Below are 19,178 nucleotides of genomic sequence, written 5' to 3' on the forward strand. Positions count from 1 at the left end.
GGGGGGGGCCCCCCGGGGGGGGGGGGGTGCCCCCCCCCCCCCCGCCCCCCCCCCCGGGGGGCCCGCCGGGGGCCCCCCCCCCCCCCACCCCGGCCCCGCCCCCCAACCGCACCGCACGCGCTACACAAGCCCCCACCGAACATGCGGCTGCGCCCCAGGCACCAGGGGCGCGGGGAACTGCGCAGAACGCCCGCCCCCACCGAACCCGCACACGAACCCGCTCGACCGAAGGCCGCACCGTCACAGACGAGCCCCCGCACCCCCGTCATGCGGCTGTTCCCGCGCAGACCCGCACATCTCGTCGTTCAGATCCTTCACGAGCTGGGTGAGATCGGTGGGCCGGTCCGGACCCCACCAGTCCCCCAGGAGCTCCCCCAGGGACTCCTCCCGCGCCGACGCGAGCCGCGTGGCGACCTCCCGGCCCTGTTCGGTGAGCAGCAGGTCGAGGCCCTGGCGGGAGGCCAGCCCGCGCTCCTCCACCTGCCGTGCCGCCTCGATGATCGCCCCGAGGGGCACGGAGGTCCGCTCGGCGAGCAGCGCCGGCTCCACCCACCCGTACTTGCGGATCCGAAGCACCAGCCAGCTCGACGCGGGCAGCAGGTCGTACCCCGCCCGCGCGGTGATCTCGCGGTAGATCTCCCGCCGCCCCTCCCGGGTGCCGAGCACCGACAGGGCCCGGCACACCTCGTCGTACGACGACCGTTCCACCGGATTGCTGGCGAGCGTCTCCGTGACGTCGGGCGCGGTGACCGACCCCCGCAGCCGGTCCTCCTTGAGGAACCACGCGAGCACGAAGCCGAGGAACGCGACGGGCGCGGCGTAGAGGAAGACGTCGGTGATCGACGAGGCGTACGCGTGCAGCGCCTCGGGCCTGAGCGCGCCCGGCAGTTCGGCCAGCCCCCGGGAGTCGGCCTCGAGCTCCGACACCGAGACCCCGGGCGGCAGTTGGGCCCCGCGCAGCGCCTCGGCCAGCTTGTCGCCGAGCCGGTTCGCGAAGACCGTACCGAAGATGGCGACGCCGAAGGACGCCCCGATGGACCGGAAGAAGGTCGCACCGGACGTGGCGACGCCGAGGTCCTCGTACGAGACGGCGTTCTGCACGATCAGCACCAGCACCTGCATGACCAGGCCGAGCCCCAGCCCGAACACACAGAAGTAGGCGCTCATCACCCAGGTGGAACTGCTCTCGTCGAGCCGGTGCAGGAGCAGCAGTCCCAGCGTGGTGACCGCGGTCCCGGCCACCGGGAACACCTTCCACCGCCCGGTACGGCTGACGATCTGCCCGGACACGGTCGAGGACAGCAGCAGCCCGAACACCATGGGCAGCATGTGCACCCCGGACATGGTCGGCGAGACGCCCTGCACCACCTGGAGGAAGGTGGGCAGATAGGTCATGGCCCCGAACATCGCGAACCCGACGATGAAGCTGATGACGGCGGACAGGGTGAAGGTCCGCACCCGGAACAGCTTCAGCGGCAGCACGGGCTCGGCGGCCCGCCGTTCGACCGCCACGAACGCGATCGCGAGCAGCACTCCCAGCACCGCGAGCCCGACGATCCGGGGCGAACCCCATCCCCAGGTGTTCCCGCCCAGCGAGGCCACCAGCACCAGACAGGTGGCGACGGCGGCGATGAGGAAGGTCCCCAGGTAGTCGATGACGTGCTTGGTCGACTTGCGCGGGATCCGCAGCACCACGGCGATCACGGCCAGCGCGACCACACCGACGGGCAGGTTGACGTAGAACACCCACCGCCAGCTCAGGTGCTCGGTGAACAGCCCGCCCAGCAACGGCCCGAGCACGCTCGTCGCGCCGAACACCGCCCCGAACAGCCCCTGGTAGCGGCCGCGTTCGCGGGGCGGGACGAGGTCGCCGACGATCGCCATCGACAGCACCATGAGCCCGCCGCCGCCCAGCCCCTGGAGCGCCCGGAAGGCGATGAGCTGGGTCATGTCCTGGGACATCCCGCACAGCGCCGAGCCGATCAGGAAGATCACGATCGCGGTCTGGAACAGCCGCTTGCGCCCGTACTGGTCACCGAGCTTGCCCCACAGCGGTGTCGCCGCCGTGGAGGCGAGCAGATACGCGGTCACGACCCAGGACAGATGCTCCATGCCCCCGAGGTCGCTGACGATCGTGGGCAGCGCGGTGGAGACGATCGTCTGGTCCAGCGCGGCGAGCAGCATGCCCAGCAGCAGGGCCCCGATCGAGACGAGGACGTTGCCGGACACGGGGTGTTCTCGCGTGTCTCGCACATCCTCCGTCATACCGTGCGCATCCGCGGCCATGAAGACCTCCCGAGGCTCTCGTTACCTCTCCATCGTGGTCGGTGTGACCGTTTACGGCCTGTTGAGTCCTGTTGGAAGCGGATATTCCGGGGGCTTCCGAAAGTCGTCTGTGGAGGGGTTCTGCATAATCTCTGGAGTTTGTGAGGGGAGGGACGAACACATGGCGGAGTCGAACGGCCATCTGTGCCCGGAGTGCGGGACGCCGAGAGGGGCGGACAACACCCCGTCGTGCGGGTGCACCCGGCGCGCGTCGGACGCGCTGCGGGACGCGCGTACGGCGGAGGCGGCCGCGGCGGAGGACTTCGATCCGCTGCGCATACGGCCGTACGTCGAGCTGGACGAGGAGACGGCACCGGTGCCGCGGGTGCCCGCACCGGAGGCCACGGTGCCGCTGCACGTGCCGGCGCCGCCGTCACCACCGACGTCGACACCGCCACCGTCGCCGAGCGCCCCTAATCCCACGGATCTGAGCCTGTTCGAGCCGGATGAGGAACTCTCCGCACCCGGCCCTGCCCCGGACCCGCGGCCGCGCCGCGCCCGCCGCCGTACCGTCCTCCTCGCCTCGGCCGGGGCGGTGGTGGCCGTGGTCGCAGCGGCCGTCGCCGGCGGGCTGTTCACGTACGACCCGCCGTCACGGGACGAGGCGGCACCGCGGGACGTGCGGCCGGCCGTCCCGGACGTGACGACGACCGCGCCGTCGGCGTCCCCGACCGCGCCCACGCCCTCCGTACGGCCGTCCTCCGCGTCCCCGTCCGCCACGGCGAGCGCGAGCCCCTCGGCCTCCCCGTCCGCGTCGGAGTCCAGCGCCTCCCCCGGCCCTTCCCGCTCGGCAGCGCCCTCGGCGAGCCCGACGGCCTCCACCGCGACGAAGCCGGCGGCCGGTGCGGACTCGGCGGAAGAAGCGGCTCCGCCGGTTCTGCGACGGGGTTCCGAGGGCCCGGAGGTCGTCGAGCTCGAACTGCGCCTCACCCAGCTCGGCCTGTACGGACGCAAGCCCTCCGGCCACTACAACGAGGGCGTCGAGGACGCGGTCGCCGTGTACCAGTGGCAGCGGGGACTCCAGAGCGCGGAACGCGGGGTGTACGACCTGGCGACCCGAGAGCGACTGGAGTCGGAGACCAGAGAGCCGTAGGCGCCGCGCGCCACGGGACCGGTCGCAGCAGGTCTCGGAGAGCGGGGCGGTGCGTCGGAGCAGAAAGCACGCGCCCCGTACCCCCGGGTGGCTCTCACCCGACCCGGAGCCGAAGCCTGCCGTCAGGACCGAGCCCGGACCATCGCGAGCGACCGGCCGCACGGACCCGACAGCGAGCACGGCACGGCCGGAAGGGACACCCTCGGCGCAGCCGGAACCCTCCACCAGGAGCCGCGCCTTCCCCCCGGCCCCGCACCCCGCAAGGCTCTTAGCCCACGTGCAGCCGGATCGTGCCGTCTCCGCGTGCCTCCACCCGCACCTGCGTCAGGTCCCGTACGACCACGTCCGGGTCGTGCAGGCCGGCCCTCGGGCCGATTCCCACGACCTGCATGCCCGCCGCCTTGCCGGCCGCGATGCCCGCGCCCGAGTCCTCGAAGACCACGCAGTCCGCGGGCGCCACACCCAGCTCCGCGGCCCCCTTGAGGAAGCCCTCGGGGTCGGGCTTGCTGGCGCCGACCGACTCCGCGGTGACGCGGACGTCGGGCAGGTCCAGGCCCGCGGCCGCCATCCGGGCCGTGGAGAGGGGGACGTCGGCCGAGGTCACCAGCGCGTGGGGCAGTCCGCGCAGGGACGCGAGGAACTCCGGCGCGCCCGGTATCGCCACCACCCCGTCCATGTCCGCGGTCTCCTCCGCGAGCATGCGCGCGTTGTCCGCGAGGTTGCGTTCCACGGGACGGTCGGGCAGCAGGAGCGCCATCGACGCGTGGCCCTGGCGGCCGTGGACCACCTTCATGACCTCGTCGCCGTCCAGCCCGTGCTGGTCGGCCCAGCGGCGCCAGATGCGTTCGACCACGGCGTCGGAGTTGACGAGGGTGCCGTCCATGTCGAGCAGGAGGGCGCGGGCGGTGAGCACGGTGGGGGCGGCGGTGGCCGTCATCGGCAGCTCCAGGACGCGGGACGGGGGGCTTCGGAGGTGTCTCCCCCGCACCTCCCGGAGGGACAAGGCGGCCCCGCCCGCCGGTCAGGGAAAACGGGCGGAGGCCACTTTGTTTCTCCACGGTACAAAATCGAGCCGGTTCCCGCCACCACCCCTCGGGGACCGCCCGGAACAGTTCACCCGCCGTTCAGCTCAGCCGGCCACGGCCTCCCACAGGCTCCACAGCCCGAGCGCCAGCATCAGCAGCGCCGCGACCTTGGTGATCAGCTTCAGCGGGACCCGCTTCATCAGGGCCTTTCCGCCGACGATGCCGAGACCGGCCACCGCCCACAGCGCGAGCACCGCGCCGAGGCCGACGGAGAGCGGGTCGTCGTAGCGGGCCGCGAGGTTGGCCGTCATGATCTGGGTCAGGTCCCCGAACTCGGCGACGAGGATCAGCATGAACCCGGCCCCGGCCACCTTCCAGAAGGACTGGTCCTCGGGCTTGCGGATCTCCTCCTCGCCGTCGTCCTTCTTCAGCAGCAGAACGGCCGCGCCGCCGAGGAAGAGCACGCCCGTCAGCGCCTGCACGATCTGCTGCGGCAGCAGGGTGAGCACACTGCCGGCCGCGACGGCGAGCGCGACGTGCAGCGCGAATGCGGCGGCGACGCCCGCGAAGACATAGGAGGCGCGGTAGCGGGTGCCGAGGACGAGACCGGCGAGCGCGGTCTTGTCGGGCAGTTCGGCGAGGAAGACGACGCCGAAGACGACGGCCGTCACGGTGAAGCTGATCAAGGGTCCTCAATCGGTCGGGGCTGCCCCACCGAGAGTGTTCCTGCGAAACGACGCCTCGGCACGGCAGCACACAGTCAGTGCACTACTGGCCGAAGGTCTCGCTGGCCGGTCCCTGAAGACCTGCCTCCGGGCGCCGGCTCAGACGAGCTGAGCAGTATGTCGACGGTCCGGCGAAGAGCTACTCCCCTTCAACACCGTCCATCGTACGTGATCGTTCCGCCGTAGACCTTGTCGTGTCATGTACGCGTCACTAACTTCTCACCGTACGCACATCCCCCGGCAACACGGAGCCGCGAGCATTCCACCGCCCGCGCTCCAACACCCCTGCCTCCCAAGGGAGTTCGCATGTCGAAGTTCTACGCGCGTCGACGGCTGAGCATACTCGGCGCGCTCACCGCGCTCATAGCCTCCGTCGCGGTTCTCAACGGCCCGACCGCCTCCGCCGCCCTCCCCACCCCGGTCAGCGCGGCCACCGCGCGCACCTACCTCGCCTCGCTCACCGTGGCGACCGAGAACCGCACCGGCTACAGCCGGGACCTGTTCCCGACCTGGATCACCATCAGCGGCACTTGCAACACCCGCGAGTACATCCTCAAGCGGGACGGCTCGAACGTCGTCACCGACTCCGCCTGCGCCGCCACCAGCGGCAGTTGGTACTCCCCGTACGACGGCGCCACCTGGACCGCCGCCTCCGACGTCGACATCGACCACCTGGTCCCGCTCGCCGAGGCGTGGGACTCCGGCGCGAGCGCCTGGACCACGTCCCGGCGCCAGTCCTTCGCCAACGACGTCACCCGCCCGCAGCTCCTCGCGGTGACCGACAACGTGAACCAGTCCAAGGGCGACCAGGACCCGGCCACCTGGATGCCGTCGCTCACCTCGTACCGCTGCACCTACGTCCGCGCCTGGGTCCAGGTGAAGTACTACTACGGCCTCTCCGTCGACTCCGCGGAGAAGAGCGCGCTCAGCGGCTACCTCGCCAACTGCTGACGATTCCGTGCCGGAATCTCCCCGCGGAGCTCCGTCGTTCCGTACCGTACGGGGCGACGGAGGAGGATCACGTGACGGATCTGCGGGTAGGACCACTGCTCAGGTACGTCGACGGCTCGTCCGCGACCGTATGGGTCGAGACGAGCCGTCCGTGCACCGTCGAGGTGCGCTGCTCGGACGGCACCGGTGGCGAGTCCCCCACCTTCCAGGTCGCGGGCCACTACTACGCCCTCGTCCCGGTCGACGGCCTCGCCCCCGGCACACAGCGGTCGTACGAGGTGCTCCTGGACGGCACACGCGTGTGGCCGCTGGCCGACTCGCCCTTCCCGCCCTCGGTGATCCACACGCCCACCGAGGAGGCGCCCGTGCGCGTCGCCTTCGGATCCTGCCGCTGGGCCGCGCCCCCGGAGGGCGAGAAGGACCCCGTGGGCCCCGACGCCCTGGACACCCTCGCGGCCCGTATCGCCGCCGACCCGGAGGGCGAGCGCCCGGACGTCCTCCTCCTGCTGGGCGACCAGGTATACGCCGACGAGACCTCCCCGGCCACGCAGCGCTGGCTGGCTGCCCGCCGCGACCTGAGCGACCCGCCGGGCGACCAGGTGGCGGACTACGAGGAGTACACCCACCTCTACTACGAGTCCTGGCTCGACCCCGAGGTGCGCTGGCTGCTGTCCACCGTGCCCAGCTGCATGATCTTCGACGACCACGACGTCATCGACGACTGGAACACCTCCGCCTCCTGGGTCGAGGACATGCGCGCCCTCACCTGGTGGCGGGAGCGGCTGCTGAGCGGACTGATGTCGTACTGGGTCTACCAGCACCTGGGCAACCTCCCCCCGTCCGAACTGGCCGCCGACCCCCTCTACGAGGCCGTCCGCCGGTCCCCCGACGGCACCGACGAGTTGCGCGCCTTCGCCTGCCGCGCCGAGGCCGACGCGGCCTCCGTGCGCTGGAGCTACCGGCGCGACTTCGGCCGGGTGCGGCTGGTCATGGTCGATTCCCGCGCCGCCCGGGTCCTCGACGAGGACAACCGGTCGATGCTGGACCCCGGCGAGGCCGAGTGGCTGCGCGGACAGGTGCTGGAGGACCGCTCCTCCTACGACCACCTCCTGATCGGCACCTCGCTGCCCTGGCTGCTGCCGCACCTGGTGCACGACGCCGAGGCGTGGGACGCCGCGCTGTGCCGGGGGGAGCGCGGGGCGCGCTGGGCCCGGTTCGGCGAGGACCTGCGGCGCAAGGCGGATCTGGAGCACTGGGCGGCGTTCCCGGACTCCTTCGCGGCGCTGGCGGACCTGATCGCCGAGGTGGGTTCGGGCCCCGAGGCGCCGGCGACGGTGCTGGTGCTGTCGGGGGACGTGCACCACGCGTACGTGGCCGAGCCGAAGTGGCGCAGCGGCGGGCCGGACGCCCGGGTCCTCCAGCTGACCTGCTCCCCCGTCCACAACTCCGTGCCCTCCTCCATCCGGTACGGCTTCCGCTTCGGCTGGAGCGCGGTGGCGCGGGCGCTCGGGCGGGGCCTCGCCCGGCACGGACGCTGCGCGCGACCGCCGGTCTCCTGGCGGCACACCGGCGGGCCGTGGTTCGGCAACCAGCTCATGACGCTGACGCTGAACGGGCGTTCGGCGCGGCTGCGGCTGGACCACGCCCGGGAGTCGGGCAAGGGCCGGACCCGGCTGGTGACGATCTCGGAGTCCGAACTCACCGGCGAGAGCGGACACGAGGTGTCCCGCGTCACCCGTCCCAGCGCCTGACGCACCGGACACGCCGTCAAAAACGTTCCGCAGCAGGGCGGTTCGTCATCGACTTACCTTCAGGCCGGTGAGCATTCGGACACACTTTCGGTCACCCGACGGGAGGGTGGGAGCGCTCCCACGTGCGACTTCGGGTGAGACGGAAGGGGCGGCAGAGGCAAACTCATGGCTAAATGTTGAACTTGCAAGCAGAGATCGGGGACACCTAGCGTTAAGGGCTGATTCGGCTCCCATCCCCCTGGGGCGACCCCCCTGTGGGACCGACCCGACCGAAGGAGTCCCCCACATGACCGGACGCCTGAACAGCGCCCAGCCATATGCCCTCGGCCTGTATCGCATCGTCGTCGGCCTGCTCTTCCTCTGTCATGGCGCCGCCTCCCTCTTCGGCGTGCTCGGCGGTGCCGCGGGCACCGACGGCGGCACCCTCGAAGCGGGCACCTGGCCGGGCTGGTACGCGGCCGTGATCCAGCTCGTCTGCGGCAGCCTCGTCCTGCTCGGTCTGGGCACGCGCGCCGCCGCGTTCCTCGCCGCGGGGTCCATGGCGTACGCGTACTTCAAGGTGCACCAGCCGATGGCGCTGTGGCCCATGGAGAACGGCGGTGAGGCCGCCGCGATGTTCAGTTGGGCCTTCCTGCTGCTCGTCTTCACCGGGTCCGGCGCCTTCGGCCTGGACCGGCTGCTCGCGAAGCGCTCGGCGCAGGAACGCAAGCCGGCGCCGGAGCCGGTGGCCGTCTGAGACGAGCCCGTACGGTGCCCTCCCTGGCGTCCGTGGGGGAGGGCACCGTGCGAGGCAGCCGGGTGAACATGCCGCGTTCATCTCATGAGCCCCCCGTGAATCTCCTGTCACTGCCCGGGCGTACGCTGTATGGCTGTCTACGGGGGAATCACGGGGAGTCGCGGTGTTGGAGAGCCTGGGGTCACTGACCGGCAGTCCATGGATCTATGCCATGGTCGCGCTGTCGGTGCTCCTTGACGTGTTCGTGCCGGTGCTGCCCAGCGGGGTCCTGGTGATCACGGCCGCGACGGCCGCGGCCGCGGGCAGTGCGGCGACCGGCCGGGTCCCCGATGTGATGGCCCTGATCCTCTGCGCGACGACCGCATCCGTGCTGGGCGACCTGGCGGCGTACCGCCTCGCCTTCCGCGGCGGCGAACGCCTCGACCGCGCGATCGCCCGCTCGCGCCGGCTCACCACCGCGCAGGAACGTCTCGGCGACGCGCTCGCCGCGGGCGGCGGGGCCCTGGTGGTCCTCGCCCGCTTCGCCCCCGCCGGCCGCTCGGTGGTCTCTCTCCTGGCCGGCACCGCCCAACGCCGGGCCCGCGACTTCCTCCCCTGGTCCGCCCTCGCGGGCCTGTCCTGGGCCGCGTACAGCGTGGCCCTCGGCTACTTCGGCGCCCACTGGCTCGGGGCGACCTGGCTGGCGACGGGGGTGTCGGTTGCGGCCCTCTTCGGAGCGGGAGCGGCGGCGGCCTACGTGATGCGCCCCCGCCCGGAGCAAGCCGAGGCCCGCTGAGCGCTTCGCCGCGAGCGGAGCGTGGGGCGACTGTGACCGCCAGTTCCCCGTGGTTGATCCGCGCGCCGGGTGAGGGCCGGGTGTGCGTGGCTGCGCCCCGTGCCCGTGGGGCAGTGCGAGGGCCCCGTCGGGTCGAACTGCGGCGGGAACCGCCGGGCGACGGTGGAACGATCACCGCCGGCGACCAGCCGAAGCCGCGCAGCACACCCCGGCGCCCAGCCGGGCCACGAGACCCAACGACGGCAAACGCACCTCACCGGCGCGGGGCCGGGGGGGAGCGGAGCGCCACGAGGCCCCACAACTCGGAGCGCGTCGAAGGGCTCCCACACCCCCAGGCACCTCAAACCGCGGCAGACCCGCCCGGCGCCAGCAGGACATGCCTCATCGGCTCGCAGCCAGGAGAACCGTGCGCCGACGGGCCCCCAACCCCAGACAGCCCAAGCCGCGCCGGGACCGGCCAAGCGACAGCGCGAGCACATCGCCGGTCAACCCACGGAACCACGCGCCGAAAAACCCACACGCCAGGCAGCCCAAGCCCCGGCAGACCCGCCCGGCGCCAGCAGGACATGCCTCATCGGCTCGCAGCCGAGAGAACCGTGCGCCGACGAGCCCCCGCCCCCAGACAGCCCAAGCCGCGCCGGGACCGGCCAAGCGACAGCGGGAGCACATCGCCGATCAGCCCACGGAACCATGCGCCGAAAACCCCACGCCCCAGGCAGCCCAAGCCCCGGCAGGCCCGCAGGGCGCACGGCGCCTGCGGATCGGCGGAGGCCTCTCAGCGGCGCGCCTCCGCGGCCCGGGCGGGTCGCATCGGCGGGCGGCCCGTGCTGGACGCGCGTCCGGGGGCGGGGCCGGTCAGCTCGCCTCGCGGCGGGCCGCCCCTCGGACTTCCAGGCCTGCCAGGAGCTCCGCGGTCGCCTCCGTGATCGCCTCCACGGCTCGTTCGAAGACCTCCCGGTTGTGGGCGGCGGGGGCCCGGAAACCCGAGACCTTGCGCACGTACTGGAGCGCGGCGGCCCGGATCTCCTCCTCCGTCGCCTCCTCGGGCAACACGGGCGGACGAAGCGTCTTGATACTGCGGCACATACCGACAGTCTCCCTCCCCGGGCGGACCGGCGCTTCCGTCCGCCCGTTCCGAATGTCATGATCCTCGCCGAGGCGGCCACCGATTCCGGGGCCGACCGACGAGAGGAACAACCCGACATGGCGCACGACTCCGCGCACCGTGAACTCACCGTGGCCGTCCTGGGCCCGGGCGGCACCGGCGGCCTCCTCGCCGCCCTGCTGGCCCGCGCCGGACACCGGGTGATCTGCCTGGCCGGCGACGACACCGCGAACACCCTGCGCACGGCCGGCATCCAGGTCCGCAGCGGCACCTTCGGCGACTTCACGACCCCCGTCGAGGCCGACACCGAGCTGCGCGAACCGGTCGACGCATGCGTGATCGCCGTCAAGCACACCTCCCTGCACTCCGCACTCGACCGCGTCCCGCCCACCGCGCTCGGCGACGGCCTGGTCGTCCCCCTCCTCAACGGCGTCGAGCACCCGGCGGTCCTGCGCGCCCGCTACCGTCCGGACCGGGTCGCCCCCGCGGTGATCCGCGTCGAGTCCACGAGGGTCGCGCCCGGCGTCATCGAGCACGGCAGCCCCTTCGCCGAGCTCGACCTGACCGGCGAGGGCGTCCCCCGCGAGCGGCTCGACGCACTGGCCTCCGCCCTGGCCGCGGCCGGCCCCACGACCCGTGTGCTGGACGACGAGACGGCCGCCCTGTGGGCCAAGATGTCCTTCCTCGCTCCCTTCGCGCTGCTCACCACGCTGCACGCCCTCCCCCTCGGCGAGGTGCGCACCCGCCACCGCGAGGAGCTGACCGCCCTGGTCGAGGAGACCGCCGCGGTCAGCGCGGCCTGCGGCGGTCCTGCCGACCCCGCCCAGGCCCTCGCCCGCTACGACGCCTTCCCGCCCGGGACGAAGTCCTCGATGCAGCGTGACGCGGAGGCGGGCCGCCCGCTCGAACTGGACGCGATCGGCGGGGCGTTGCTCCGCGCGGCGGACCGGCACGGGGTGAAGGTGTCCGTCGCGACCCGGGTGGTGCGGGAGCTGGCGGACGCCGGAAGCTGAGAGCCCCCGGCCCGTCCGCACCCTCACTGCCACCACCGGTGCCCGGCCCGCGCTCTCAGCGGCCGTCCCCGCCCGTCAGGTCGTACCGCCAGTCGTTCGACTTGATCCAGTGGCCCTTCGGGTACTCGAACTCGGCCTCTCCGAGCAGGATGAAGCCGGCCCGGCGGCAGACGCCGTTCGACGCGGCGTGCTCCACGCTCGGGAAGGCGTGCAGATACCGGTGCCGGCCGGCGGCCCGTGCCTCCTCCACGACGGCACGGGCCGCCTGCGCGGCCAGTCCGCGGCCCTGGAACTCCGGCAGGATCCCCCACCCGGTCTCCCACACCGGGGAGTCCCTCCACTCCCGCTCCCAGAACCCCACCGAGCCGACGGTCTCCCCGCCGTCCGCGAGCGTGACCCGGTACATCCGCCCGGACGACAGCTCGACGTACCGCCGGTGCCGGTCGAGGAGCTTCTCCTCGCTCTCCGGGCCACCCAAGTGGTCGGTCATCTCCGGGCTGTTGGTCCGCTCCAGCAGCCAGAAGTCGCCCTCCGCCCAGGGCACCAACCGCACCTGCTCCACCTGCTCCACCTGCTCCACATCCATGCCGGCCACCCTAGGCGCGGGGTCTGACAACGCCTCCCGGCCTGCGGATTTGCCGAACCGGCAACAGACCTCGCGCCGCCCCGCCCCCGCACCGCAGGATCGTCGTAGCCAGTGATCCGTACGTACGGAGGACACGTGCCGCACCTCACCCACCGTCTGGTCCCCGCTCCCGCCGGCCGGATCCACCTCGTGGAACAGGGCACCGGGCCGCTCGTCCTGCTGCTGCACGGCTTCCCGGAGTCCTGGTACTCGTGGCGCCACCAGTTGCCGGTGCTGGCCGCGGCCGGATACCGCGCGGTCGCCGTGGACGTGCGCGGATACGGCCGCTCCTCGAAGCCGGAGGCGGTGGCGGCGTACCGGCTGACCGAGCTGGTGGCGGACAACGTGGCCGTGGTGGAGGCGCTCGGCGAGCGTTCCGCGGTGGTCGTCGGGCACGACTGGGGCGCGACGATCGCCGCGCACTCGGCGCTGCTCAGGCCGGACGTCTTCCACGCGGTCGCCCTGCTGAGCGTGCCGTACACACCGCCCGGCGGTCCCCGCCCCAGCGAGGTCTTCGCGGGGATCGGCGGGGAGGAGGAGTTCTACGTCTCCTACTTCCAGGAGCCCGGCCGGGCCGAACGGGAGATAGAGCCGGACGTACGCGGCTGGCTGGCCGGCTTCTACGCCGCGCTCTCGGCCGACACCATGCCGAAGCCCGGCGCCCACGGCCTGCCCGCCGACCCGCACTTCGTCGCACCGGGCGGCAGGATGCGCGACCGCTTCCCCGCCGGCCGCCTCCCTGCCTGGCTCAGCGAGGACGATCTCGACGTCTACGCCGGGGAGTTCGAGCGCACGGGACTGACCGGTGCCCTGAACCGCTACCGCGCGATGGACCTGGACTGGAAGGAACTGGCCGCCCACGCGGGAGCTCCGGTCCGACAACCCTCCCTCTTCCTGGGCGGCACCCTGGACGCCTCCACCACCTGGCTGTCCGACGCCGTCGACGCCTTCCCCACGACCCTCCCCGGCCTGCACGCCGCCCACCTCCTGGACGGCTGCGGCCACTGGATCCAACAGGAACGTCCCGAGGAGGTCGGCCGTCACCTGACCGGCTGGCTGGGATCGGTGGCGAGCGGGCGGTAGCGCACGTCCACGGCGGCCGTGCGGCCGATGCCGTCGAGGCGTTCGAGGCGTACGGGTGCGCCGCCGGGGTGGTCGTAGAGCCGAATCCCGTCGCCGAGCAGGACGGGCGCGATGTGGAGGTCGATCTCGTCGATCAGTCCGCGGTCGAGGAGCTGCCGGCCGATCGTGGGCGAGAAGACCTCCACGTTCTTGCCGCCGGCGGCCTCCAGGGCGATCCGGACCGCGTCGGCGGCGTCGCAGTTCAGGAAGGTCACACCGGGGGCGGGCGGTGCGTCCTCGGGGTGGTGGGTGAGGACGAACAGCGGCCCCTGCCACGCGCCGCCGTAGACGGCTCCGGCGTCGGGGAAGGCGTCCCAGCCGTCCCGGCCGCCCAGCACGGCCCCGGTCGTCGCGGCGTACTCCTCGACGAGGCCGGGCCGGAACGAGAACCCCGTCATCCAGTCCATCGTGTGCCCGGGGCCCGCCACGAACCCGTCCAGCGACATGGTGAAGTGCCAGAGCACCTTGCCTGCGGCGGTCTGCGGCGCCATGTCCACCGCCGACGCGGTGTGGGGATCGTCCATGACTTGTTCCTCTCCGGCAGCGCTCCTGTCCTCCCTGAAGACCGGCTGCATCCCCGAAAGTCATCGCCGGGCTGCGCACGACGGTCCCCGAGATCATGGACGCACGCTCGGACGACGGCGGGTGCGGTCGCGCCACCGGGCGAATGCCGTTGAGACGGCGTCCCGCGTGGACCAGGCTCTCGGCATGGAGTTCTTCTGCTACCACCGTGACCGGCCCGGCTCCCTGCCCCTGCGGGCGGAGCTGACGGAAGCGCACTGGTCGTACATGGACCGGTACGAGGCCGAACTGATCGCCCGCGGGCCGACGTTCGCCGCCGACGGGGAGACGCCGAGCGGGAGCGTGCACATCGTGGATCTGCCCGATCCGGCCGCGGCGCGCGCGTTCGCGTTCGACGAGCCCACCTACCAGGCAGGCGCCTACCGGGACGTGCTGCTGCGCCGCTGGCGCAACCTGCTGGGCCGCACCATGTGGGACTTCCCCGGGGGCCGGACCGGCGGCGACCGGTACCTGGTGCTGGGGCTCGGCGCGGGAGAGCCCGCCGACCTCGCCGTACCGCCGGGAAAGGACGACCTGATCGCCTACGGACCGCTGCTCTCGGACGACGCCACCGCCTGGCTGGGCACCGCCGCCCTGGTCCGCGCCCCGGCCCCGGAGCGGGCGCGGGCCGTGCTGACCGCGGACCGGTACGCCGTGGTGGAGGTCCACGAATGGGAGTTCGGCGGGCGGCGCTGACAACCCCGTTCTCGGGGCAACCGCACAGGGACCAGCCGTACGACCGAGGAGCGTCCACGAGATGGGTACCGCCGTCCACGTCCCGCAGACCCGGGACATGATCGGGGACGAGCTCTCCGGAGACGAGGCGTTCACCGCCCTGCGCCACTACGGCGGCCTGCGGCTGCTGACCGACTCCTTCGCGCGGTTCCGGTACGCCGACGGCTTCACCAACGCGCGGGCCCTCGCCTTCCAGGTGGTGCTCGGGCTGGTGCCCTGCACCGTCGCCCTGGTCGGCCTGGCCACGTCGGTGCACACGGAGGGCGTGGGCCGGATCATCGAGCTCACGCTCGGCCGGATCGTGCCGGGCGCGAGCGCCGACATCGTGAAGGACGCCTTCGACGGGACGCGCCGCACCGCGCACGGCAGTGTCTGGAGCACGCTCGCCCTGTGGCTGGGACTGGGCTTCGCCCTGCTGAACCTCGCCTCGGCCATGGGCCAGATCGAGCGCGGCGCGAACCGGATCTACGGCATCGAGCGCGACCGTCCCTTCCCGCGCAAGTACGCGCGCGGGATCGTGCTCGCGGTCGCCGCCGGGCTGCCCCTGGTGCTGGGCTTCGTCGTCCTGGTGGCCGGAGAGGCCGTGGGCGACGCGGTCGCCGAGTCCGCGGGCCGGGAGGGCGGCGGGCCGCGCTGGTGGGGCGTGCTGGACCTGCCGGTGGGGCTCGCGCTGGCCTGGGTGGCCTCCGCCGTGATCTTCCGGTGGTCGCCGCGGCGGGTGCAGCCCGGTTACACCTGGCTGGCGTTCGGCTCGGCCGTGCATCTGCTGCTGTGGGTGTCGGCCACCTGGCTGCTCGCGCTGTACGTCGAGGAGAGCGGGGCCTTCGGCGCGGTCTACGGCCCGCTCACGGCCTTCATCGCCCTGCTGCTGTGGGCGAACCTCACCGCTGTCGCCCTGTTCCTCGGCATCGCGTTCGCCGCCCAGCTCGAAGCCGCCCGCGCGGGCATCGAGTCGGCCGTGCACCCGGATCCCGGCCCGGGCGACTGAGGCCGCGCGGTGTTCCCGCCGTCAGCCCTGCGCCGCGGCGGTGACCGTGGCCGGGTCGACGCCGGTCAGTTCGACGATGCGGTGCGGTGGCACACCGGCGGCCAGCGCGCGCCCGATCAGTCCGTCCCGGCCGTCCGCGCAGTCGCGGTAGGCGAGGAGTTCCTCCTCGACCCCGGCGAGCGACTCCGGTGCCAGGTGGTGGCGGACCCGGCTCAGTTCCTCGTCGCTCAGCGGCACGGGCAGCCGTTCGGCGCCCTCGGGCACGGCGGCGGTCTCCTCGGGCGGCAGCAGGCGCAGGTGCGGGGAGGTCGCCGTGGTCCCCTGGGCGTCCAGCCACGCGCGGACCGCGGGGGTCTCCATGCACGCGAGCTCGCCGACGGCGGCGGGGGCCACGCCGAGTCGCGCGGACGCGTCGTCGAGCAGGAACAGGTAGGCGTCGTCGGTCATCCTCGGCTCCTTCTCACCAGCGGTCGATCGACCTCCCCTTACCCCGCCTCGCCCGGCTAATGTTCAGTCCGGCGGGTGACCGGGGAGGAGCGAGGACATGGTCGGTCTTCCGAGCGCGCGCTGACGTCGTAGGCCGTGAGCGGCCTGTCATCGCGTGCTGCGCTCGATGGTGCGGCACAGCCCGTCTTCGGTCCGGGGATCGTCGTGCTGCCCTTTTCCTCCCTTCCCTCCGATTCCAGCCGTTCTCGCCCGCCGAGCCTGTGGCGGGACCGTGACTTCCGCAGCCTCTGGGTGGGCCAGACTGCCTCCCAACTCGGCGAGCACACGAGCCTGTTGGTGTTGCCGCTCTTCGCCGTCCTGACCCTCGACGCCGGTCCCGGCGAGTTGGGTGCCCTGCGTGCGGTGGGGCAGGCGCCGATCCTGCTGCTGTCGCTCCTCGCCGGCGCGTGGGTGGACGGACGGCGCACCCGCACGGTGATGATCGTGTCGGACGCCGGCCGGGCCCTGGCCCTGGGCGCCGCCGCCCTGGCCGCGCTCCTGGGCGGGCTCGGGCTGCCCGCGCTGTTCGTGGTCGTCCTCGCCGTCGGGGTCCTCTCCGTGTTCTTCGACGTCGCCTACCAGTCGTCCCTCGTACGGCTGGTGCGACGCGATCAGCTGGTGCGCGGCAACAGCGCGCTCGAGGGCAGCCGGTCGGCGGCGCAGATCGGCGGTCCCGCCCTCGGCGGTGCGCTGGTGTCCTGGCTGTCGGCGCCGGTCGCCGCGGCGGCGGGCGCACTGTTCTTCGCGCTGTCGTTCCTGTCGATCCGCCGGATCCGCCGCCGCGAGCCGGTCCCGGAGCACACGGAACGGCCCTCTGGCACGGGGCTGCGCATCCGGGAGGGCCTGCGTTTCGTCGGGCGCGAGACCTCGCTGCGGACCGTGTGTCTCGCCTCGGCGGCCTTCCAGTTCTCCTTCGCCGCGCTGATGACCGTCTATCTGCTGTTCCTGCCGCGCGAACTGCATCTGTCGGGCACGGTCGTCGGACTGTCGCTCGCGGCGGTCGGGCCGGGCGCGCTCCTGGGCTCGCTGCTCGCGGCCCGGCTTCCGGGCCGGTTCGGTCATGGCGCGGTACTGGTGTCGGCGGCGGCGATCGGCGACGGCGCGTTCCTGTGGGTGCCCGCGCTGCACGGCTCGTCCGCGGTGACGGTCGCCGCGCTCCTCGCGGTCGGCTTCGTGTTCGGGGCGGGCGGCCAGTTGGTGAACGTCACGGTCATGACCGTCCGGCAGGCGGTCACCCCGTACGGGATGCAGGGGCGGGCGGCCGCCACGATCACGTTCGTCGGCATGGGCCTGACCCCGCTCGGCTCCCTGCTCGGCGGACACCTCGCGCAGGAGTGGGGGCTGCGCACCAGTCTCCTGGTGACGGCGGCGGGCATGCTGCTGTCGCCCGCGGTGATGGCCCTGTCCCCGCTCGCCCGCCTGGGACGAACCCTCCCGGCCCCCACCACCGACTGACCAGATCGCGAGCCTCCCCTTTTGCGCGGAACGTCTGCCTCCCGGCGACGGCGGAAGCGTGCGCCTCGCGCCCATGGTGCCCCCCGCTCCCCCGCCCGGGACAGGCCCTTCCGACACCCACGCCACCCACGCCACATCGACACCCGTCCGAGCACCCCGCCCCCACCACCGACTGACCGCGCCCGAACGACCCGGCGGCGCCCGTTCGCATGAACCTCACGAAGCGACTCGCCACTCAAAATCGAACAGGCGTAGCATTGCTCCGTGGCTAAGACCTATGACTTTCCGAGTGACCTCCTCGCCGGTCAGGAGGAGCTGCATCAGGTCCGGGCCGAGCTGTCGGCCCTGCTCAAGCGGCTCCCTTGGTCGGTCGCACCCCTGGACGGCTTCAGCGACGACACGGGCTGGCGGAAGGTGGAGCGCCCCGCCTCCCCGGGCTGGACGCCCGACGAACAGGCCGAGGTGGAGAAGCTCCGCCGGCGCGAGCACGAACTCGCGGTCTTCGTCACCACCCACCGCTTCTGGACCGAGGTGGAGACATCGGACCGCGTGGACGCCCGGACCGAGCTGAAGCACGCGTCCCGCAGGCAGGAAGCGGGCTGAACGACGAAGGACCCCGGCCGGGATCGGCCGGGGTCCTTCACGGTGTGGGCGCGGACGGTTTCGAACCGCCGACATCCTGCTTGTAAGGCAGGCGCTCTACCCCTGAGCTACGCACCCGAGACGAGTCGACAGCCTACCTTGCCCCGGACCCTGTCCCGCAAACCCTTACCCGGGGCCCCGCGGACGTCGGGGTCGGTACGGGGGAAAACCCCACCCCCGATCCGGGAGCGGCCCGGATCCCCCGTCAGGTCCCCGGTCCCTAGGGTCGAAGCAGGGTCGCGGAGTGCCCGCGGCCGCCCGCCCAGGGCTAGATCAGGGGGAGATCATCATGGTCCGTTCCGTTCCCGCACGTGCCGCCGCCGCGGCCGGGGTCGTCGCGCTCGTCGTCGCGGGGGCCACCGCCTGCGGTGCCTCCGCCGGGGACGACAAGACCCCCGACCACAGGTCCTTCGCCCTCCAGGGCCGCACCCTGACCGTCGACTCCGACGACTCGGCGCTGGAGATCGTCGCCGCCGATTCGAACAAGGCCGGCACGGTCGAGGTCACCCGCTGGTTCCAGGGGACCGTGGCCGTCGGCAAGGACCCCGAGGTGACCTGGTCGATGAAGGACGACCGGCTGGTGCTGCGGATGAAGTGCAGCGGCGTCGTCGCCGACTGCGCGGCCAAGCACCGCATCGAGGTGCCGCGGGACATCAGCGTGAAGGTCGAGGACCGCGACGGCAGCGTGCGGGCCCGGGGCTTCACCCGGCCGCTCAGCATCAGCACCGGCGACGGTTCCGTGCGGGTCACCGACTCCAGTGGGCCGCTGGAGCTGCACACCGGTGACGGGTCGATGCGCGCGGAGGTCACCTCCCGCCGGGTCACCGCCCGCACCGGGGACGGCTCGCTCCACCTCGAACTCGGCGTCGTACCGGACCGGGTGGAGACCCGCAGCGGCGACGGCTCGGTGACCGTCGAGCTGCCGAGGGCCACCTACCGCGTGGACACGAAGACCGGCGACGGAGGGGTCGACGTGTCCGTGCCCCGGTCCGACTCCAGCGACCACTTCGTGTCCGCCCAGAGCGGAGACGGGAAGGTCACGGTGCGAACCGCGAACTGACCGGC

At 72.7% G+C, this 19,178-nt stretch carries 19 protein-coding genes and 1 tRNA gene; 12 read left to right on the forward strand and 8 right to left on the reverse strand.

The features are described 5' to 3' along the window. Positions 1-240: 240 nt before the first annotated feature. Entirely contained in the window at positions 241-2,286 is a 2,046-nt protein-coding gene (locus tag ACIQJT_RS05285) for a DHA2 family efflux MFS transporter permease subunit (protein ID WP_402640111.1), read from the reverse strand. A 160-nt stretch (positions 2,287-2,446) separates the two neighbouring features. Here ACIQJT_RS05285 and ACIQJT_RS05290 point away from each other — a divergent pair, with 160 nt between their 5' ends. Next, the gene (locus ACIQJT_RS05290) at positions 2,447-3,418 is read left to right on the forward strand and encodes a peptidoglycan-binding domain-containing protein (protein ID WP_365450910.1); all 972 of its coding nucleotides are present in this window, start codon (positions 2,447-2,449) and stop codon (positions 3,416-3,418) included. Positions 3,419-3,686: 268 nt separating this feature from the next. Here the strand turns inward: ACIQJT_RS05290 and ACIQJT_RS05295 are convergent, their stop codons facing one another. Together ACIQJT_RS05295 and ACIQJT_RS05300 are read right to left on the reverse strand one after the other, a co-directional pair. Then, positions 3,687-4,355, reverse strand: a complete 669-nt coding sequence (locus tag ACIQJT_RS05295; RefSeq protein ID WP_365450908.1) for an HAD-IA family hydrolase — start codon at positions 4,353-4,355, stop codon at positions 3,687-3,689. Between the two features lie 192 nt (positions 4,356-4,547). After that, positions 4,548-5,129: a TMEM165/GDT1 family protein gene (locus ACIQJT_RS05300; RefSeq protein ID WP_365450906.1), complete on the reverse strand. Its 582-nt coding sequence runs from the start codon at positions 5,127-5,129 to the stop codon at positions 4,548-4,550. A gap of 345 nt (positions 5,130-5,474) precedes the next feature. On the opposite strand from ACIQJT_RS05300, the gene ACIQJT_RS05305 reads away from it, so the two are divergent. The 4 genes from ACIQJT_RS05305 (at position 5,475) to ACIQJT_RS05320 (ending at position 9,381) form a co-directional block, all read left to right on the forward strand. Next, a complete protein-coding gene (locus ACIQJT_RS05305) occupies positions 5,475-6,119 on the forward strand; it encodes an HNH endonuclease family protein (RefSeq protein WP_402640114.1) in 645 nt (214 codons plus the stop codon). A gap of 71 nt (positions 6,120-6,190) precedes the next feature. Continuing rightward, positions 6,191-7,870 (forward strand): alkaline phosphatase D family protein, encoded by a 1,680-nt coding sequence (locus tag ACIQJT_RS05310; protein WP_365450902.1) that lies wholly within the window; start codon positions 6,191-6,193, stop codon positions 7,868-7,870. A 286-nt stretch (positions 7,871-8,156) separates the two neighbouring features. Next, a complete protein-coding gene (locus ACIQJT_RS05315) occupies positions 8,157-8,606 on the forward strand; it encodes a DoxX family protein (protein ID WP_402640116.1) in 450 nt (149 codons plus the stop codon). A 211-nt stretch (positions 8,607-8,817) separates the two neighbouring features. Then, positions 8,818-9,381, forward strand: coding sequence for a DedA family protein (locus tag ACIQJT_RS05320; protein WP_402641288.1), 564 nt, complete (start codon positions 8,818-8,820; stop codon positions 9,379-9,381). A gap of 855 nt (positions 9,382-10,236) precedes the next feature. On the opposite strand, the gene ACIQJT_RS05325 is transcribed toward ACIQJT_RS05320, so the two are convergent. Beyond that, positions 10,237-10,467 carry a DUF2277 domain-containing protein gene (locus tag ACIQJT_RS05325; RefSeq protein ID WP_365450896.1) on the reverse strand — a complete coding sequence of 77 codons (231 nt, stop codon included), beginning with the start codon at positions 10,465-10,467 and terminating at the stop codon, positions 10,237-10,239. A gap of 117 nt (positions 10,468-10,584) precedes the next feature. Here ACIQJT_RS05325 and ACIQJT_RS05330 point away from each other — a divergent pair, with 117 nt between their 5' ends. Beyond that, a complete protein-coding gene (locus ACIQJT_RS05330; RefSeq protein WP_402640118.1) occupies positions 10,585-11,499 on the forward strand; it encodes a ketopantoate reductase family protein in 915 nt (304 codons plus the stop codon). A 55-nt stretch (positions 11,500-11,554) separates the two neighbouring features. On the opposite strand, the gene ACIQJT_RS05335 is transcribed toward ACIQJT_RS05330, so the two are convergent. After that, the gene (locus ACIQJT_RS05335) at positions 11,555-12,085 is read right to left on the reverse strand and encodes a GNAT family N-acetyltransferase (protein WP_365450892.1); all 531 of its coding nucleotides are present in this window, start codon (positions 12,083-12,085) and stop codon (positions 11,555-11,557) included. Between the two features lie 135 nt (positions 12,086-12,220). On the opposite strand from ACIQJT_RS05335, the gene ACIQJT_RS05340 reads away from it, so the two are divergent. Further along, positions 12,221-13,207, forward strand: coding sequence for an alpha/beta fold hydrolase (locus ACIQJT_RS05340; protein ID WP_402640121.1), 987 nt, complete (start codon positions 12,221-12,223; stop codon positions 13,205-13,207). Here ACIQJT_RS05340 and ACIQJT_RS05345 read toward each other — a convergent pair. Beyond that, positions 13,165-13,770: a dihydrofolate reductase family protein gene (locus ACIQJT_RS05345; protein ID WP_402640123.1), complete on the reverse strand. Its 606-nt coding sequence runs from the start codon at positions 13,768-13,770 to the stop codon at positions 13,165-13,167. The two genes, ACIQJT_RS05340 and ACIQJT_RS05345, sit on opposite strands and share 43 nt — an antisense overlap. A gap of 184 nt (positions 13,771-13,954) precedes the next feature. On the opposite strand from ACIQJT_RS05345, the gene ACIQJT_RS05350 reads away from it, so the two are divergent. Together ACIQJT_RS05350 and ACIQJT_RS05355 are read left to right on the forward strand one after the other, a co-directional pair. After that, positions 13,955-14,503, forward strand: coding sequence for a YciI family protein (locus tag ACIQJT_RS05350; RefSeq protein ID WP_402641291.1), 549 nt, complete (start codon positions 13,955-13,957; stop codon positions 14,501-14,503). 61 nt (positions 14,504-14,564) lie between these two features. Then, on the forward strand, positions 14,565-15,530 hold the full coding sequence (locus ACIQJT_RS05355) for a YihY/virulence factor BrkB family protein (RefSeq protein ID WP_053852775.1): 966 nt from the start codon (positions 14,565-14,567) through the stop codon (positions 15,528-15,530). Positions 15,531-15,551: 21 nt separating this feature from the next. On the opposite strand, the gene ACIQJT_RS05360 is transcribed toward ACIQJT_RS05355, so the two are convergent. Next, on the reverse strand, positions 15,552-15,977 hold the full coding sequence (locus tag ACIQJT_RS05360; protein WP_365450886.1) for a DUF6003 family protein: 426 nt from the start codon (positions 15,975-15,977) through the stop codon (positions 15,552-15,554). Positions 15,978-16,235: 258 nt separating this feature from the next. On the opposite strand from ACIQJT_RS05360, the gene ACIQJT_RS05365 reads away from it, so the two are divergent. Both ACIQJT_RS05365 and ACIQJT_RS05370 read left to right on the forward strand, forming a co-directional pair. Continuing rightward, positions 16,236-17,471: an MFS transporter gene (locus ACIQJT_RS05365; protein ID WP_402641294.1), complete on the forward strand. Its 1,236-nt coding sequence runs from the start codon at positions 16,236-16,238 to the stop codon at positions 17,469-17,471. Positions 17,472-17,735: 264 nt separating this feature from the next. Further along, on the forward strand, positions 17,736-18,074 hold the full coding sequence (locus ACIQJT_RS05370) for a hypothetical protein (protein ID WP_365450884.1): 339 nt from the start codon (positions 17,736-17,738) through the stop codon (positions 18,072-18,074). Positions 18,075-18,119: 45 nt separating this feature from the next. Here ACIQJT_RS05370 and ACIQJT_RS05375 read toward each other — a convergent pair. Further along, a tRNA-Val gene (locus ACIQJT_RS05375) sits at positions 18,120-18,191 on the reverse strand. A 211-nt stretch (positions 18,192-18,402) separates the two neighbouring features. Here ACIQJT_RS05375 and ACIQJT_RS05380 point away from each other — a divergent pair. Next, positions 18,403-19,173, forward strand: a complete 771-nt coding sequence (locus tag ACIQJT_RS05380; protein ID WP_402640126.1) for a DUF4097 family beta strand repeat-containing protein — start codon at positions 18,403-18,405, stop codon at positions 19,171-19,173. Positions 19,174-19,178 lie beyond the last annotated feature (5 nt).

This window comes from Streptomyces sp. NPDC091972 (assembly GCF_044756385.1).
Lineage (GTDB): Bacteria > Actinomycetota > Actinomycetes > Streptomycetales > Streptomycetaceae > Streptomyces.

Bases quoted from the DNA above. Each gene is read 5' to 3' on its own strand.
- ACIQJT_RS05315 (WP_402640116.1), top strand. From the start codon at position 8,157: ATGACCGGACGCCTGAACAGCGCCCAGCCATATGCCCTCGGCCTGTAT.
- ACIQJT_RS05380 (WP_402640126.1), top strand. From the start codon at position 18,403: ATGGTCCGTTCCGTTCCCGCACGTGCCGCCGCCGCGGCCGGGGTCGTC.
- ACIQJT_RS05360 (WP_365450886.1), bottom strand. From the start codon at position 15,977: ATGACCGACGACGCCTACCTGTTCCTGCTCGACGACGCGTCCGCGCGA.
- ACIQJT_RS05320 (WP_402641288.1), top strand. From the start codon at position 8,818: ATGGTCGCGCTGTCGGTGCTCCTTGACGTGTTCGTGCCGGTGCTGCCC.
- ACIQJT_RS05345 (WP_402640123.1), bottom strand. From the start codon at position 13,770: ATGGACGATCCCCACACCGCGTCGGCGGTGGACATGGCGCCGCAGACC.
- ACIQJT_RS05305 (WP_402640114.1), top strand. From the start codon at position 5,475: ATGTCGAAGTTCTACGCGCGTCGACGGCTGAGCATACTCGGCGCGCTC.
- ACIQJT_RS05355 (WP_053852775.1), top strand. From the start codon at position 14,565: ATGGGTACCGCCGTCCACGTCCCGCAGACCCGGGACATGATCGGGGAC.
- ACIQJT_RS05350 (WP_402641291.1), top strand. From the start codon at position 13,955: ATGGAGTTCTTCTGCTACCACCGTGACCGGCCCGGCTCCCTGCCCCTG.
- ACIQJT_RS05295 (WP_365450908.1), bottom strand. From the start codon at position 4,355: ATGACGGCCACCGCCGCCCCCACCGTGCTCACCGCCCGCGCCCTCCTG.
- ACIQJT_RS05290 (WP_365450910.1), top strand. From the start codon at position 2,447: ATGGCGGAGTCGAACGGCCATCTGTGCCCGGAGTGCGGGACGCCGAGA.
- ACIQJT_RS05330 (WP_402640118.1), top strand. From the start codon at position 10,585: ATGGCGCACGACTCCGCGCACCGTGAACTCACCGTGGCCGTCCTGGGC.
- ACIQJT_RS05335 (WP_365450892.1), bottom strand. From the start codon at position 12,085: ATGGATGTGGAGCAGGTGGAGCAGGTGGAGCAGGTGCGGTTGGTGCCC.
- ACIQJT_RS05285 (WP_402640111.1), bottom strand. From the start codon at position 2,286: ATGGCCGCGGATGCGCACGGTATGACGGAGGATGTGCGAGACACGCGA.
- ACIQJT_RS05325 (WP_365450896.1), bottom strand. From the start codon at position 10,467: ATGTGCCGCAGTATCAAGACGCTTCGTCCGCCCGTGTTGCCCGAGGAG.